Annotated in this window: 15 protein-coding genes; 9 read left to right on the forward strand and 6 right to left on the reverse strand. The window is 64.5% G+C overall.

The window, feature by feature from the left end:
- Positions 1-32 precede the first annotated feature (32 nt).
- From H6979_09410 to H6979_09420, 3 genes are read right to left on the reverse strand one after another with little or no spacing between them, the layout of a single operon-like run.
- Entirely contained in the window at positions 33-491 is a 459-nt protein-coding gene (locus tag H6979_09410; GenBank protein MCP5140060.1) for an SRPBCC family protein, read from the reverse strand.
- Positions 492-989, reverse strand: a complete 498-nt coding sequence (locus H6979_09415; GenBank protein MCP5140061.1) for a (2Fe-2S)-binding protein — start codon at positions 987-989, stop codon at positions 492-494.
- Positions 976-1,869, reverse strand: coding sequence for a xanthine dehydrogenase family protein subunit M (locus tag H6979_09420; protein MCP5140062.1), 894 nt, complete (start codon positions 1,867-1,869; stop codon positions 976-978). The genes H6979_09415 and H6979_09420 overlap by 14 nt, the downstream gene beginning before the upstream one ends.
- A 169-nt stretch (positions 1,870-2,038) precedes the next feature.
- Between H6979_09420 and H6979_09425 the strand changes: the two genes are divergently transcribed.
- The 6 genes from H6979_09425 to H6979_09450 all read left to right on the forward strand — a co-directional run bounded on the left by H6979_09425 (position 2,039) and on the right by H6979_09450 (position 9,513).
- A complete protein-coding gene (locus H6979_09425) occupies positions 2,039-2,914 on the forward strand; it encodes an FAD binding domain-containing protein (GenBank protein MCP5140063.1) in 876 nt (291 codons plus the stop codon).
- A 14-nt stretch (positions 2,915-2,928) separates the two neighbouring features.
- Positions 2,929-3,399: a (2Fe-2S)-binding protein gene (locus H6979_09430; GenBank protein MCP5140064.1), complete on the forward strand. Its 471-nt coding sequence runs from the start codon at positions 2,929-2,931 to the stop codon at positions 3,397-3,399.
- Positions 3,400-3,416: 17 nt separating this feature from the next.
- The gene (locus H6979_09435) at positions 3,417-5,741 is read left to right on the forward strand and encodes a molybdopterin-dependent oxidoreductase (protein ID MCP5140065.1); all 2,325 of its coding nucleotides are present in this window, start codon (positions 3,417-3,419) and stop codon (positions 5,739-5,741) included.
- 140 nt (positions 5,742-5,881) lie between these two features.
- Positions 5,882-7,174, forward strand: coding sequence for a serine protease (locus H6979_09440; GenBank protein ID MCP5140066.1), 1,293 nt, complete (start codon positions 5,882-5,884; stop codon positions 7,172-7,174).
- A gap of 30 nt (positions 7,175-7,204) precedes the next feature.
- The gene (locus tag H6979_09445) at positions 7,205-8,968 is read left to right on the forward strand and encodes an FAD-dependent oxidoreductase (GenBank protein ID MCP5140067.1); all 1,764 of its coding nucleotides are present in this window, start codon (positions 7,205-7,207) and stop codon (positions 8,966-8,968) included.
- Between the two features lie 41 nt (positions 8,969-9,009).
- Positions 9,010-9,513, forward strand: coding sequence for a hypothetical protein (locus tag H6979_09450; protein ID MCP5140068.1), 504 nt, complete (start codon positions 9,010-9,012; stop codon positions 9,511-9,513).
- On the opposite strand, the gene modC is transcribed toward H6979_09450, so the two are convergent.
- From modC to modA, 3 genes are read right to left on the reverse strand one after another with little or no spacing between them, the layout of a single operon-like run.
- The gene (modC, locus tag H6979_09455) at positions 9,488-10,558 is read right to left on the reverse strand and encodes a molybdenum ABC transporter ATP-binding protein (protein MCP5140069.1); all 1,071 of its coding nucleotides are present in this window, start codon (positions 10,556-10,558) and stop codon (positions 9,488-9,490) included. The genes H6979_09450 and modC overlap by 26 nt on opposite strands.
- Positions 10,555-11,232, reverse strand: coding sequence for a molybdate ABC transporter permease subunit (modB, locus tag H6979_09460; protein MCP5140070.1), 678 nt, complete (start codon positions 11,230-11,232; stop codon positions 10,555-10,557). The genes modC and modB overlap by 4 nt, the downstream gene beginning before the upstream one ends.
- Positions 11,233-11,234: 2 nt before the next feature.
- On the reverse strand, positions 11,235-12,050 hold the full coding sequence (gene modA / locus H6979_09465; protein MCP5140071.1) for a molybdate ABC transporter substrate-binding protein: 816 nt from the start codon (positions 12,048-12,050) through the stop codon (positions 11,235-11,237).
- A gap of 100 nt (positions 12,051-12,150) precedes the next feature.
- Here modA and H6979_09470 point away from each other — a divergent pair, with 100 nt between their 5' ends.
- From H6979_09470 to H6979_09480, 3 genes are read left to right on the forward strand one after another with little or no spacing between them, the layout of a single operon-like run.
- A complete protein-coding gene (locus H6979_09470; GenBank protein MCP5140072.1) occupies positions 12,151-13,950 on the forward strand; it encodes a DUF3413 domain-containing protein in 1,800 nt (599 codons plus the stop codon).
- A gap of 26 nt (positions 13,951-13,976) precedes the next feature.
- A complete protein-coding gene (locus H6979_09475; protein ID MCP5140073.1) occupies positions 13,977-14,993 on the forward strand; it encodes a CDP-glycerol glycerophosphotransferase family protein in 1,017 nt (338 codons plus the stop codon).
- A gap of 17 nt (positions 14,994-15,010) precedes the next feature.
- Complete coding sequence (locus H6979_09480) at positions 15,011-15,790, forward strand: glycosyltransferase family 2 protein (protein MCP5140074.1); 780 nt, start codon at positions 15,011-15,013, stop codon at positions 15,788-15,790.
- Positions 15,791-15,840: the final 50 nt, after the last annotated feature.

Genomic DNA, 15,840 nt, shown 5'->3' on the forward strand with positions numbered 1-15,840 from the left:
ACTCCCTCGTTGCATGGTCTCAGCCGGCCATCTCAGCCGGCCTTGCCGGGCGACAGCGCCGCCTGAATGGCATCGATGAGACGCTGAATGTCTTTCTTGGCAATCGGCCGGATCAGTCCGCCGGCCAGCGCGACCAGCTTGCCGAACATGCTGAGATCGCCCTCCCATTTGACCCGCGTACCACCGTCATCCAGCGCCTCGAGATCGAAAGAGGTCAGCATGTTGAAGGCGCTGCCCATGACCTTGCCCTTGCCGCTGTATGCGGCACGACGCGGCGCCTCCTCACCTTCGAGGGCCAGCGTGACGACTGCCGAGCCGCGGATCTTGCCAACCCCGACGTCAACCGTCACATCGGTGGTGCGCTCATCCTTCACTTCCAGACTGCGATAGGTGGGCAGCAACGGCGCAAACTTCTGCGGATCGGCAAGAAGATCGTAGACTTCCTGCGGCGATGCCGTCACGGTGAACTCGCCGTCGAACTTGATACCCATCTAGCCATCCCCCCGCAGCTCGGTGGCGGCTGCTTCAATCGCCTTGAAAATATTCTGGTAACCGGTGCAGCGGCACAGATTGCCCTGGATCGCCTTGCGGATATCCCTGGCACTCGGGTCCGGATTGGCGGCGAGCAGCGCATGCGCGGACATCATCATGCCGGGCGTGCAATAGCCACACTGCAGGCCATGGTGTTCCGAAAAGGCTTTCTGCAGGGCATGCAGCTCACCGTCCTTCTCCAGGCCCTCGACGCTGAGAATCTCGCCGCCGTCGGCCTGTACCGCGAGCACCGTGCAGGACTTGATGGGCGCGCCATTGAGCTGCACCGTGCAGGCGCCGCAATAGGTCGTGTCGCAGCCAATGTGGGTGCCGGTCAGACGCAGTTCTTCACGCAGGAACTGCACCAGCAGGAGACGAGGCTCCACTTCGCGCTTGTACAGCTGCCCGTTTACCGTGACCTCGATGGGTACCAGGTCGATGGTCTCAGTAGTACTCATGGCTCACCTCGACTGTTTCGCCTTGACACCGGCGCTTCGCGGTCTCGATGCCGCGCTTGACCAGCACCTTGATGATCGACTGCTTGAAGGCGATGGGACCGCGCTGGTCATCCACCGGATCGCTCGCTGCTACCGCTGCGTCGGCCGCCCGGGCGAGCGTGGCCGGCGTCAGCGTCTTGCCCTTGAGTTCGGCTTCGGCTGCGCTGGCATGGATCGTGGTCAGTCCGGCCGAACCGAGCGCGATACGCACGTCCTCGCATTGGTCCCCCTTGAGGCTGAGCTGCACGCCGACTGAAATGGTGGGATAGGCGGGCGCACAACGCTTGAAGCCCACGTAGGCACCGGCACTGCCCTTGACCGGCATCGCAAAGCTGATGCCGGTGATCAGTTCGCCGGGTTTGAGCCTGGTGACGTAAAGATCTTCCACGAAACCATCCACAGGCAGGTCGCGGGTACCACCGGGTCCCTGGGTATGCAGCTTTGCATCAAGCGTGGTCAGCAGTACCGGCCAGTCACAGCTCGGATCACCGGAGGCCAGTGAGCCGCCGATGGTGCCGCGGCTGCGCACCTGGTTGTCGGCGATGCCGTTGGCGCAATCGCCAACGATCGGCAGCAGCTTTGCCAGCGGCGAGCGGGCGATGCGCGCATGGGTAGCCAGCGCACCGATGCGCACGCCGGCGGCATCCTGTGTGATGGTGTCCAGGCCGGGTATACGCCCGATGTCCACCAGGTCGCTGACCTCGCCAAAGCGCATTTTCAGCCAGACCAGCAGGCTCTGGCCGCCTGCCAGGGCGCGGGCCCCCTCACCCAGCTCGGACAGCTGCCGGATGGCCGCCTCGACTGAAGCGGCCCGGTGGTAACGGAATGGCGCAGGATACATGCTTGCTTCTCCCTTCCCCGATTGATAACACGTGCCTGCCCGGCGATCTATCCGGCTGCGCGTGCGGCTAACAGATTTGCCCAGAATGGGAACCCGGGGTTGCCGGTGCGTGACTATGCTCTGCAACCGGGTTATTTATTACCCTTGATTCTGAATCAGGTCTGATGCAATGGCACTCAACCTAGAGGATTACTACCTGCCGGCCAGCCTGCAGGAGGCAAGTACCCTGCTGCAGCGCTATGGGGCCGGGGCAATGGTCGTGGCCGGCGGTACTTTTGTACACGGTCTTGAAGTGCGGGGACTGCTGACCGAAACGGTTGCCCTTGTCGATATCAGCCGGCTGGGTTTGCGCGGCGTCAGTGAGAGCGGCAACGGCGGAATCTCGCTCAAGGCGCTGACCACACTCGCGGAAGTCGGCGCGGCACCGCTCGTCCGCGGGAATGCGGCCTTTGGCAGCATCGGCGATGCACTCCAGTACCCGCCACGCCAGATTCTCAATGTCGGCACGGTCGGCGGTTGTGTTGCTGCGGCAGCACCACTTTACGATCTGCCCGCCGCTTTTCTGGCACTTGACGGGCAGGTGCAGACCAGCCTCGCCGGCCGTCAGCGCGCCATCCCGCTGAACGACTTCTTCGTCGGCCTGTTTGAAAGTGCCTTGCAGCGCGGGGAGATCATTACCGCCGTCGAACTCCCGGCTCCTGCGGCCCGTACCGCGAGCGCCTTCCTGAAGCTCGAAACCAATGCCAACGACCTGTCCATCCTCAACGTCGCCGTACGGCTGACGCTGGACAAGGACGGCAAGTGTGCCGACAGCCGCGTCATTCTCGGCGGCGGCGTCGGCGAGACCTATGTGCGCGCGACCAGTGCCGAAGCAGCGCTGCGCGGACAGGCGGCCGGCGAAGCAAGCTTTGCCGCGGCGGCTGCCGCCGTCGTCGATGACTTCGAAGCGGTGGACGATCACCGCGCATCGGCGGCCTACCGCCGCCATATCGCCCAGGTCTATGTGCGCCGTACGCTGGCCACAGCCCTCGCACGGCTGGGCTGAGACAGGAAGTCCACATGAAAACCATCGAACTGCTGATAAACGGCGCGACGCACGAAGTGTCGGTTGAAGCCGACGAAACCCTGCTGCAGGTGCTGCGCAACCGCCTGGACATGACCGGCACGAAAAAGGGCTGTGACTCCGGCGGCTGCGGCTGCTGTTCGGTGCAGGTGGACGGCAAGGTGGTCTACTCCTGCATGATGTATGCGGTGGGTGCAGCCGGAAAAGCCATCACCACCATCGAAGGACTGGGCAGTGGCGGCACGGCGCTGGATCCGCTCCAGCAGGCATTCATCGAGGCGGGTGCCGTGCAGTGCGGTTACTGCACGTGCGGCATGATCATGAATGCGAGCGAGCTGCTCGCCACCACGAAGAACCCGAGTGAAGACCAGATCCGGCATGCCATTGCCGGCAACCTGTGCCGTTGTACGGGCTACACGAAGATCGTCGACGCCATCAAGCTGGCGGCCACGCGGATCGCCGGCTGAGCGATGGAGAAACTGATATGAGCCTGATTGGAAAAAGCCCGCAACGTCCCGACGCCTTCGACAAGGTCACCGGCGGCAAGGCCTTTCCGGTCAACGTCAAGGTGCCGGGCATGCTGCACGCCAAGCTGCTGCGCAGCCCCTACCCGCACGCCCGCATCCTCGGCATCGACACCAGCGCGGCCGAGAAACTGCCTGGCGTGAAGGCCGTGCTGGTACCGTCCGAGGTACCGAAGCGCAAGTTCACGCCCGTGTACTTCGTGCCCAGCGATGCCGGCAGCATGGTGCAGGACATGCTCATCATGAGCGACACCGTGCGCTTCGCCGGCCAGCCGGTTGCAGCTGTCGCCGCAACGTCGCTGCGCATCGCCGAGCAGGCCATCGAACTGATCGAAGTCGAATACGAAGAACTGCCTGTCGTCTTCGACCCCGAAGAAGCAATGCAGCCCGGCGCGCCGCAGTTGCACGAGCATGCGGCGAACAACGTGGCGGTGAACCCGGTGATGGGCTTCGGCGACCTGGACAAGGGATTTGCCGAAGCCGATCACATCTTCGAAGGCGTCTACAGCAGCCACCGGGTGCACACCTGTTACATGGAGCCGCGCGTCTGCATCGTGGACTGCGACCGGCAGGGCACATTCACCGTGCACTCATCGACGCAGCACCTGTTTGGCCTGCGCGAGAAGCTCGCCTTCGCGCTGGAGATTCCCGAGAGCAAGGTGCGCGTCATCAAGGCGCCCTATATCGGTGGAGGCTTCGGCGGCAAGCTCGACATGGGCTACATCGAGCCGATCGCCGCCCTGCTGAGCAGGAAGACCGGTCGCCCGGTGCGCATCGAGCAGACGCGCTACGAAGACTTCATCACCACGGCCCGGCACCCGATCAAGGTCTACCTGAAGACCGGCGTGAAGAAGGACGGCACCTTCACCGCCCGTCATGCAAAGAGCATCCTCGATACCGGCGCCCACGCGACACATGGCGCCGAAGTCATCAACGTGCACGGCGTGTTCGGCCTGCTGATGACCTATCGCTGCCCGAACAGCAAGTGGGAAGGCTACACGGTCTACACCAACAACATGATCGGCGGTGGCTACCGCGGCTATGGTTCACCGCAGGCCTGTTTCGCCGCCGAGTCGCAGATCGACGAGATCTGCGAGAAGCTCAAACTCGATCCGATCGAATTCCGCCGCAAGAACGCCTGGCATGCCGGCGAACCCCATCCGATGGTCCAGGGGCTGACACTGGACAGCTATGCCTTCGACGAATGCCTGCAGAGTGGCGCGGAGCGCTTTGGCTGGTCGAAGCGGAAGAAGGCGGACAGCGGCAAGGGCACAAAGAAGCGCGGCATGGGCTTTGCCTGTCAGCCGCTGTGGGTCAGCGGCTGCATCGGCTTCCCGGACATCTACGAGCACTCCGGCGCCATCATCAAACTGAACCGGGATGGCACCGCCGACCTCGCCACTGCCACGATGGATATCGGTTCCGGCCAGATCACCACGCTCTGCCAGATCGCAGCCGCCGAGCTCGGCCTGCCGATGGAAGCGGTGCGCATGGTGCAGAACGCGGATACGACGACCGTGCCGGTAGACGCGCCCACGCACGCCAGCCGGGCCACCTACAGCTCCGGCAATGCCGTGCAGGCCGCGGCGCGGACCGTGCGCGAGCGGCTGCTCAAGGTCGCCGGCATCATGCTCGATGTCAGTCCGGACCAGCTCAGCGTTGTGGACGGCAAGGTCCTGGTCAAGGGCGCACCGAAGCGCACGCTGAGCGTTGCAGAAGTCGTGACGCGCGCCGAATCGCCATTCGTGCAGCACGGCGCGAACGGACCGGCACCGACCACACTCGAGGAAAAGGGCACGATCATCGGCGTGTCGAGCCTCGCGCCCAAGGCCAACCCCTCGCCGGTGTCGGTGGAGTTCGTCGAAGTCGAAGTCGATACCGAGACCGGTGTGGTACAGGTGCTGCGCGTTGTCTACGCACACGACCTCGGCAAGCTGATTCACCGCAACGGCGCCGAAGGGCAGGTCGAGGGCGGTTTCCAGCAGGGCATGGGCTACGCGCTGATGGAAAACCTGCAGTTCGATCCCGTATCCGGCTCCTGTCTGGCCGGCGATTTCCTCGACTACAAGATACCGACCGCTGTGGAAATGCCGCGCGACATACAAAGCATCTTCATCGAGTCCAATGAACCGAGCGGCCCCTTCGGTGCGAAGTCACTCTCCGAGCCCTGCATCACGGTGCCCGCGCCCGCCATCGCCAACGCGATCTACAACGCCATCGGCGTGCGCATCCGCGAGCTGCCGATCACGCCCGAGAAGATACTCGCCGCACTCGGCAAGCTTTAGAGTCAGTCCGGACCGGGAACAATCCGTCTGCCTGGCGACGCCGCCGCCAGCAGCAATCAAATGCTCCGGCACCGGGTCGGCCGATTTGGAGTCCATTGGCCGGACTGGTAGCGTAAGCCCTCGAACCGGAGGGGGATCGCATGACGTCACGCTTTCTGACGTGCTGTCTGATGGCCGTGGCGCTCCACTGCCTGTCTTTTGACCGGGCGCTGGCGGCACCTGTCGAGGCCCCTCCGCTGCCACCAGAGGCGGCCGTCCAGCCGATCTCGCTGGGCAGTGACGGCTCTGAATCCATTGCTCTGGGCAGCATCGTGTTCCGGATAGCAACCGGCACGCCCGTCGGCAACCTCTACCGGATCGGTCGCAAGAAGCCCCTGCGGGAAGACCGCTGGACGGCGACTTCCGGGCGATCACGGGAATTCGACGTGGCCACCATGGACCGGCTGCGAGCGCAGGGCTACATGGTTGTCGATGCCACGCGGGATGTCTTCGCCCGGGCTGAACCGGGAAAGGCACGGTATCAGCTGGGCGCGGTGGTCTCGCGCGCATGGCGGGACTTCTACTTCAGGTACTCCAACAGTTACGTGTCCCTGCCGGATGAAGGCTACGGCGTTGCGAACCTTGACGTCGAGTTCCAGATCCTCGACCAGACCACCTCGGAAGTCGTGTTCCGCAAGACCTACCAGGGCTTCGGTACCGACGTGGGGCAAAACCCGTCACCGCTGATTCCGGCATTCATGAATGCCCTCGACCACGCGCTCTCTGACCAGGCATTCGTGGATCGACTGCGCAAGCCGGCCGCTGCCGGCACGACAATAGCCGGTGCACCGGCAACACAATTGCGGATCCCGGTCTGCAAAGTCGATGGCGAAGCACGCCTGCCCGACGACCTGAAACGGATCATGCCGTCCGTAGTGACGCTCCGCGTCGGCCAGGTGATGGGAACTGGTGTTCTCGTTTCATCCGAAGGCCATGTCCTGACGGCCGCCCACCTGGTCACGGCAGCGACCCGCATTACCGCAGCGACTTCCAGCGGTATGGAATTCGACGCATCGGTACTGCGCGTGGACAAGGCGAGTGACATCGCGGTACTGAAGCTGCCCGGCCGCGGCCATCCGTGTACGACCGTATCCCGGACCCTGACGCTGACGACCGGCGCGGACGTATTCATCATCGGCTCGCCGCTCGACAAGAGCCTCGCCAACTCGGTGACCCGCGGGATCATGAGCGGGGAACGAACCATCGACGGCATCCGTTACGTACAGACAGACGCCAGCGTCAATCCGGGGAACAGCGGTGGACCGCTGTTCGATGTCGATGGACAGGTGCAGGCGATCGTGACCACCAAGATCGTGGGTACCAGCATCGAGGGCCTCGCATTCGGTGTCCCGATGGAGGTAATTGCCAAAGACATGGGGATAGTCTTCGACTGAGGGGGGAGCGGGCGCCATATACTCCGGAATATGAAGCGTGCCCCCATCTCCCTTGTGGCCGGATTCGTTGCATGCATCGTGCTCGGCGGCTGCATGCGGCCGGAGCCGAAACCGGATGCCGATGTCATCGTCATCGGCACTGGTATCGCCGGCCTGTCGGCGGCCCTGGAAGCTTCTGCTGCCGGGCGCACCGTCCTGCTCATCGATGCCAACTCGGTCGGTGGCGGCCATGCGGTAAAGGCCGGTGGCTTCGCGCTGGTCGGGACGCCCCTGCAGGAACGGAAGGGCTACCGGGACAGCCCGGAGATTGCGGCGAGGGACCTGCTCGCCTGGGGCGAGGACGCGGATGCGGAGTGGGTGCGCCGCTACGTGACGGCATCCCGGACCGACGTTCATGACTGGCTGACCGGGTTCGGCGTGCGCTGGGGCTTCATTCTGGACACGCCCGAGCACTCGGTGCCCCGCTTCCATTTCGCCAACGGCGCGGCACTGAACGTGGTGGTGCCGATGATGCGGGCCGCGTTCGCCGACCCGAATCTCGGCTTTCACTGGAACACGGAAGCGGTTGCGCTCATCAACAGCGACGGTGCTGTACGTGGCGTGCGGGTGCGCAATCTGCGCACAGGCATTTCGCGCGATCTGGTCGCGCCGGCCGTGATCATCGCCACGGGCGGCTGGCAAAACGACCTGGCTTTTGTCCGCCGCGAGTGGCGCAATGACTTGCCCGTCCCGTCACCCCTGTATTCAGGCGCTGGCCACTTCGCGACAGGTACCGGCATCCGGCTGGCGCAGTCCGTCGGCGCTGCCACCACGCGCATGGATCACCAGGTGACGTTCACCACGGGAATTCCGGACCCGCGCGATCCGGGTGGTACGCGCGCCCTGCTCGGCCAGAACCCGGGCGCCATCCGGGTCAACAGCAAGGGCCAGCGCTTCATCAATGAGGCTGGACCGAGCAAGCTGGCCGACAGAACGGTACTCGGGTTGACGCCCGCCACTCACTGGCTGGTCTTCGATGCCGACGGTTTGCGCACGCTGCGAATCCGGGATGCCGTATGGCTGGGCAATCCGCCGGGCATCAAACCGCTGATGCAGGCCGGACTCATCCGCCAGGCTGATTCCATTCCAGAGCTGGCTATCGCGGCAGGTCTGCCGGCGACGGCACTGGAGCAGACAGTGCAGCGCTGGAACGCCGCGGTGCTGGCCGGCGAGGACACCGACTTTGCCCGCTTCGCGCATGGCAGGCCGGACCCGACCGCGCGGGCGCTTCGCCGGCCGCCGTTCTACGCGCTGCAGTTGTTCCCGATGACGCGCAAGAGCATGGGCGGCCTCGCGATCGACGCAAACACCGGTGTGCTGGATCAGGCGGGCCGACCGATTCCGGGACTATTTGCCGCCGGAGAAGTCACGGGCGTCGCCGGCATCAACGGCAGTTACGGTGGCGAAGGTACGTTTCTGGGTCCCTCGGTGTATCTCGGCCGACTGGCGGGTCGCGCTGTGACGGGCGGTGAAACCATCGGGCGCACCCCGCAGGCTGTGCCACCGCCGGCCAAGGCTACCGTGTCTGCCGATCCGGCCTACAGGGAACGGGCCATCACGGTGTCACCCGACGCGCTAAAGCGACTGACCGAGACCAGACGCCCCGGCTACTGGCACTTTGAAGAAGCGCACCGCATCGTGCTCGAACGCGCGCTGGACTGCACGGCCTGTCACACACCCGACTGGCCGACCGTGACTGCCGCGACGGCAGCCCAGCGACAGGCGCAACTGAATGCCTGCAGCACCTGCCACTAGCAGGCTGGCGACAATCAACCGGATTTATGCAGACTAGGGTCATGGACGCGCGCATACATCCCTACATCGTGCATTTCTCCGTTGGCCTGATCCTGGCCGGTGTGGCGCTGTTCCTGGTCGCTGCCGTGTTCCGGCGGCGGACTTGGTCGGCATCCCTGCTGCATGCGGCGCGCTGGAACCTGTGGATCGGCGCCGCCTTTGCGCTGGCGTCCATCGGCACCGGCTTCGTCGACTACATGAGCAATCCCTGTGACGCGGCGGCCATCGACGCCACCGTCCTGCACCGGCGCTCGGGTGCCGTGACCTGGTGGTCATCGCTGATCGCCGGCATCGCCGTGTACCGCACGCGTCAGCGTCCACCGGGCGGGGTGCTGATGGGCTGGCTGCTGTTCGTGGCCCTGGCGGCGATGACGGCCGCCAGGCTCGGCACGGATCTCACCTACGACCGCGGGCTCGGTGTCACCTCGGCCTGGCCGGACGACTCGACCGCCTGCTTCGAACTGGAGCGCCAGCCGCCGCCTACTCCAGCACCGCCACCGACTTGATCTGCGCCCAGACCCGCTTGCCGGGTCGCAGGTCCAGCGCATGCACGGAGCGCGCGGTCAGCCGCGCGAGCAGCAGGGTGCCGCCGATATCGATCTGCGCGAGTCGCGCGGCCGGATGGCCACTCCCGGCGATGGCCGTGACCGTGCCGGACAGCAGATTGAGGATGCTGACGTCATCGCAATGCGTGAGCGCGAGGCTCACGTCGCGGGCCAGCACCCGCAGACGCAGGCGACGGCCGATCGCCACGCCGTTGTCCTGCACCCACAGGCTGCCGCCCGGCACGGCCGCGCGCAACAGGTGCCAGTCGGCATCCCGTTCAGCCACGGTGGCCTCGAGCACGACCCCGGCGTCGTCCTCCTCGCCGCGCGGCAGATCGAGCCGCGACATGACGTCCGCGAGCGCACCGCTGGCGAAAACACGGCCTTCGTCCAGCACGACCAGGTGATCGGCCAGGCGTGCGACTTCGTCCGGCGAATGCGTCACGTACAGGACCGGGATCTGCAGCGTTTCGTGCAGCTGCTCGAGATACGGCAGGATTTCCCGCTTGCGTGCGAGGTCGAGTGCCGCGAGCGGTTCATCGAGCAGCAGCAGGCGCGGACTGACCGCCAGCGCCCGTGCGATGGCAACCCGCTGGCGTTCGCCACCGGACAGCCGCTCCGGTTTGCGTGACAGCAGATGGCCGATCCCAAGCAGCGAGATCGCCTGCTCCAGCGACACGCGACGTTCGGCGGCGGCGGTGCGCCTGAGACCGAACTCGAGGTTGCCCTGCACCGTCAGGTGCGGGAACAGGGCCGCATCCTGAAAGACATAGCCGATGGACCGGCGATGCGTGGGAACGAAGCGCGTCTGGTCCTGCCAGACCTCGTCGCCGAGCGCGAGAAAGCCGCCAGGCGCGCGCTCGAATCCGGCCACACAGCGCAACAACGTGGTCTTGCCGGAACCGGAAGGACCAAAAAGCGCCGTCACACCCGTGGCCGGGACAGCGAGATCCACGTCCAGGCTGAAGCCGGGCCAGTCGAGGCGAAAGCGCGCGGCGATGCTCATGGATGCACGAAGCGATATCGGCGGTTGATCGCATAGACGCCGAGCAGCAGCAGGAAAGACGCCACCAGCAGGCTGCCTGCCAGCAGGTGTGCAGAGGCGTAGTCCATCGCTTCGGCGTGATCGTAGATGGCAATCGACAGTACGCGGGTCTCGCCGGGAATATTGCCGCCGACCATCAGCACGACGCCGAATTCACCGACCGTATGCGCAAAACTCAGCGTTATCGCGCTTAGAAAGCCGCGTCCGGACATCGGCACCACGACATTGAAGAAACGATCCCAGGGACCGGCGCGCAGCGTCGCGGCCGATTCCGTCATCTGCCTGCCCACGGCCGCGAAGGCATCCTTGAGCGGCTGCACCATGAACGGCAATGAATAGAGCGTGGAGGCCAGCACCAGCCCGGCAAAGGTAAAGGCCAGATGCGGCAGCCCGAGGGATTGCAGCAGACCGCCGATCGGCCCCCTCGGACCCAGCGCGACCAGCATGTAAAAGCCGAGCACCGTGGGCGGCAGCACCAGCGGCAGCGCCACCACCGCTTCCAGCAGCAGCGCAGCGCGTGAGCGCGTGCGCGCCAGCCACCAGGCCAGCGGCGTGCCGATCAGCAACAGGATCAGCGTGGTGAGCGCAGCCAGTGCGAGCGTGGTGCGCAACGCCTGCAGGTCAGCTGCGGACATGCCTACTCCGGCGCCTCGCCGGGCAGTGCGAAACCATAGCGAAGCAGCACGGCGCGCGCCTCGGCGCCACCGATCCAGGTCGCGAAGGCCGCTGCAAGCGGATTTGCAGCTGCGCGCCGGGTGATCACATAGCCCTGCTCCAGCGGTTCATGCCAGGTATCGGGAATCAGCGTCCACGCGCCACGGTCCTTCAGACCCGGAGCCAGCACCAGAGACAGCGCGACGATGCCGGCATCCGCAGCCCCGCTGTCGATGAACTGTGCGGTCTGCGCGATGTTCTCGCCACGCACCAGCTTCGGCGCCATCGCCATCCATACGTTGGCGTACTCAAGCGCCTCGAGCGCACGTTTGCCATATGGCGCGTGATCGGGATTGGCAATGGCGAACTTGCGGATGGCAGCCGTTGGCAATTCCTTCAGGGACAGCCGGCCGAGTTCGGGCTTGAGGCTCCACAGCACGATGCGACCCAGCGCATAGGGCGTCGCCGGGCCGCTGGTCAGTCCCTGCTGTTCCAGCGCACGCGGATAGCTGATATCCGCCGAGAAGAACATGTCGAATGGCGCCCCGTTGGCAATCTGGGCGGAGAACTTGCCGGACGATCCGTAGATGACTTCGACAGTATCGTCCGGGTGTGTGCCGCGAAAGTCCGCAACGATTTCCTGCATCGCGAACTGCAGGTCGGAAGCGGCCGCAATCCTGAGCGAACCGGCGCCGGCCACGGGAGCCAATGCCAGCACCAGCGACAGTGCGAGCACCACCGAACCACCGACCTTGAGCTGCGCTTTCCCGATCATGGACCTGCGGTCTGTGCCTTGCATCGTTCCGTGCATAGCAGACCACATCAATCGACCGCAGCGCAAAACATCTGTTCTAGAATGCCGGCACGCCATGCCAGATTCATTCCGGAGCATCGATACCGTGACTTCCGCCCCCCCAGCACCCGGCAAACCTGGACGCGGCACTCTGCTGCGCTGGATCGGCTGGTTCGGTATCGCCAATGCGGCGCTGTATGGACTGGTCGGATTGCGTTACCTGTTTGCCTTCGGTCAGCCCGGGTCCGGACTGGCGACGGTTTACGTCCTGCTGGCGTTCATCGGCCAGTTCGCCCTGCTCGGCTTCCTGCCGCTGATGTTGCTGCTCGGACCGGTCGCACTGGTCCTGCCCCGCAAGACGCTGCTGATGATCATCGGCGTGCCGGTCGCCGCAGCCGGACTGACCATCGCCGCGCTCGATACGAATGTGTTTGCGGAATACCGCTATCACATGAGCGCACTGACGGCGCAGATCTTTGCCGGCTCGACCTGGGTTTTCGCCGGCATCATCTTCGTCGTTGCGCTGCTCTTCCAGGCCATGCTGGCAGGCAATGTCTGGCAGCGGGTCGCTGCAGGCAGGGGCGGCAAGGGCGGCTGGCTGGCGGCGGCACTGATCCTCTGCTGGTGCGGCGGACAGGGCATCCACATCTGGGCGGATGCGACGGCTTATGTACCGGTGTTGAGCTTTACCCGCTACCTGCCGGTGTATTTCCCGATCAAGGCCAAGCGCCGCCTGTCGCAACTGGGTCTGGTCGATCACGAGGTCGTCGAACGGGAGCGCCTGCTGCGCAAGGCGAGTGCACCAGACAGCGGTCAGCTGCACTACCCTTTGCAGCCGCTGGTCTGCAATGCCGGCAAGTCGACCCTGCCGAATATCCTGTTTGTGGTGATCGACGCGTTGCGGCCCGACAAGATCGGGCCGGAGTACACGCCGCGGATCGCCAGATTCGCGGCTGAAGGACTGCAGTTCAGCAACCACTACAGCGGCGGCAACTCGTCGCGCATGGGCTTTTTCTCCATGTTCTACGGTCTGCCAAGCACCTACTGGCAGGCGTTCAACGACACGCAGCGCCAGCCGGTACTCATGGACCAGCTGGTCGCGCAGGGCTACGAGATCGCCGCATTCAGCTCGGTAGGCTTTGGCGGTCCGGCAGAAATCGACCACACCGTGTTTGCCTCGGTCAGCCCGGAACACATGTATTCGGCACCGCATGACGGTGATCGCAACGTCGATATCACCCGCGCCTGGCATCGCTGGTTTGATGTGCGCAATGCCCCGGGCATACCCTTCTTCAGCCTGCTGTACTACGACCCGGGCAATGCGGCCAGCGATACGGGTACTGCCGCAGCGCCGAGTACGCTCGCGGAACGCCATGCGGCCTATCTGCATGGCATCAAGGCCACCGATCACGAAGTGGAGGATGTGCTCGCGGCCCTCGACGCCAAAGAAGGCCCGCGCGAAACGCTGGTGATCATCGCCAGCGACCACGGCTATGAGTTCGATGAACTGGGCCTCGGCAATATCGGTCACGGCAGCAACTACGGCCCCTGGCAGTTGCGTTCCACCCTGCTCATGCGCTGGCCAGGTCGCAAACCGCAGGTGTACACACATCGCAGCGCACATCAGGATCTGCCCGGCACCCTGCTGCAGGAGGTATTCGGCTGCGCGAATCCCGTATCCGACTACAGCAGCGGCGGCAATCTCTTCGACGGCAAGTCATGGGACTGGATCATTGCCGGCAGCTACAGCGACTACGCGATCGTGGAGCCGGACAAGCTGATCGTGACCTGGCCTGGCGGGCTGGTTGACGTCCTGGGGCCGGATTACCGTCCGAAATCGGGCATCCGCCTCAACCCCGCCACGATCGAAGCGACCATGCTTGAAATGCGGCGCTTCTACCAGTGAGCGCTGCTGACGGGAATCCGGACACCATGAGGCGACTGCTGTTCTATGTCGAGCAGGACTACTCCTTCGATATCCTGCGCCCGCTGCAGACCGAAGCGCGACGCCGCGGGCACGAAGTGCGCTGGCTGGTGTTCGGCGATGCGTCGCCCGCCCTGCTGAAGCCGGATGAAATTGCCGCGCGGAATGCAGCGGACGCCGTCCGCTATGCCCCGCACGCCCTGTTCGCCCCGGGCGACCGGGCGCCTGCCTTCATTCCGGGCCTGAAGGTCGAGGTCTTCCATGGTCTCAATGAAGACAAGCGCGGCGAGCCGATCCCCGAGCGCGGGCTGTTTGACCTCTATTGCACCCAGAGCCCGTCACAGACGGCGATGCTGCAGCCCCTTGCGCAGCAGCGCGGTTATTTCCGGGTAAGGGAAACCGGCTGGCTCAAACTCGATGCCATCTACAACCATCCCCGCGACGGCATCCGCCGCGACCGGCCACAGATCCTGCTGGCTTCGACCTTTACGCCCAGCCTGTCGGGTGCCGAGGCCCTTTATGCGGAGATTGCCCGGCTCAGCCAGTCACCGGAATGGCAGTGGCTGGTCACCCTGCACCCGAAGATGGCGCCGGCCACCGTCGAGCGCTATCGGGCACTGGCCGGCGACAATCTGCAATTCCACGGTACCGACAAGGTCATCGGGCTGCTGCACCGGGCCGATGTCATGGTCAGCGACAACTCGTCGGTGCTGCAGGAATTCCTGTTGCTGGGAAAACCGGTGGTCAGCTACCGGAACCGGAAACCCGGACCGTTCCTCATCGACATACAGGAGCCCGCGGAACTGCAGGCCGCGCTGGCCCGCGCACTGCACCCCGATGCAGAACTGCAGCGGGCAATCGACGCCTACGGACCGTCAGTCACTCCGTGGCGCGATGGCGCGAGCGCCGGCCGCATAATGGATGCCGTGGAAGACATGCTGGCCAGCGGCTGGCAGGATAAAAAGCCGCTGAATCTGCTGCGCAACCTGAAGATGCGCCGCCAGCTCGGCTATTACGGATTCTGACCAGCGCGGGAGCCACCATGCATTCACTGTCGGCCATCATCGTCTGCATGAACGAGCAGGACCGCATACGGCCCTGCCTGGAATCCCTGAAGCACATCGCCGACGAAGTCATCGTGTTCGACTCAGGCAGCACCGACAACACGGTCGCCATCGTCCGCGAATACACCGACAAGGTCTGGATCACCGAAGACTGGCCCGGCGACGGTTTCCAGAAGCAGCGCGCACTCGACAAGGCGAGTTGCGACTGGGTACTGATCATCGACGCCGACGAGTGGCTGGACCCGGAGATGAAAGCCTCGATCCGCACCATCCTGTCCAGACCGCAGATCGAAGAAGTCGCATTCAAACTGCCCTGGGGCAACGTGATCCTCGGCAAGCAGCTGAAGCACGGGCGCTCGGCACGGGCACCCAAACGCCTGTTCAGGCGCGAAGGCGCGCACATCACCCCGGTGGTCGTGCACGGACATATCGTCACCGATGGAAAAGTCTCCACGATCCGCAAGGGTTACCTGATGCACAACTCGCTCAGGGGCTTTGATCATCTGCTGGAAAAGAACCGCAGCTATGCCTGGGAGACCAGCCGAAAGTACTACGCGCAGAAGACCAGGAGCTTCGGCATTCCCTTTGCCATCGTGCGCGCCGTGTGGACCTTCTTCCTGATCTATGTGCTCAGGCTCGGTTTTCTCGACGGCCAGCGCGGTCTGATGATGGCCGTGATGTTTGCGCAGGCCTCGTTCAACAAGTACGCCGGGTTGTGGTATCTGGAAACCGAAAACCGCAACCGGACATCCAGTTGAACATACTGATTGCGGCCGGCTCGCGGGGCGCACTGAGCCAGTTGCGCCCC

The organism is Chromatiales bacterium, from assembly GCA_024234935.1.
In the GTDB taxonomy this organism is placed as follows: domain Bacteria; phylum Pseudomonadota; class Gammaproteobacteria; order Steroidobacterales.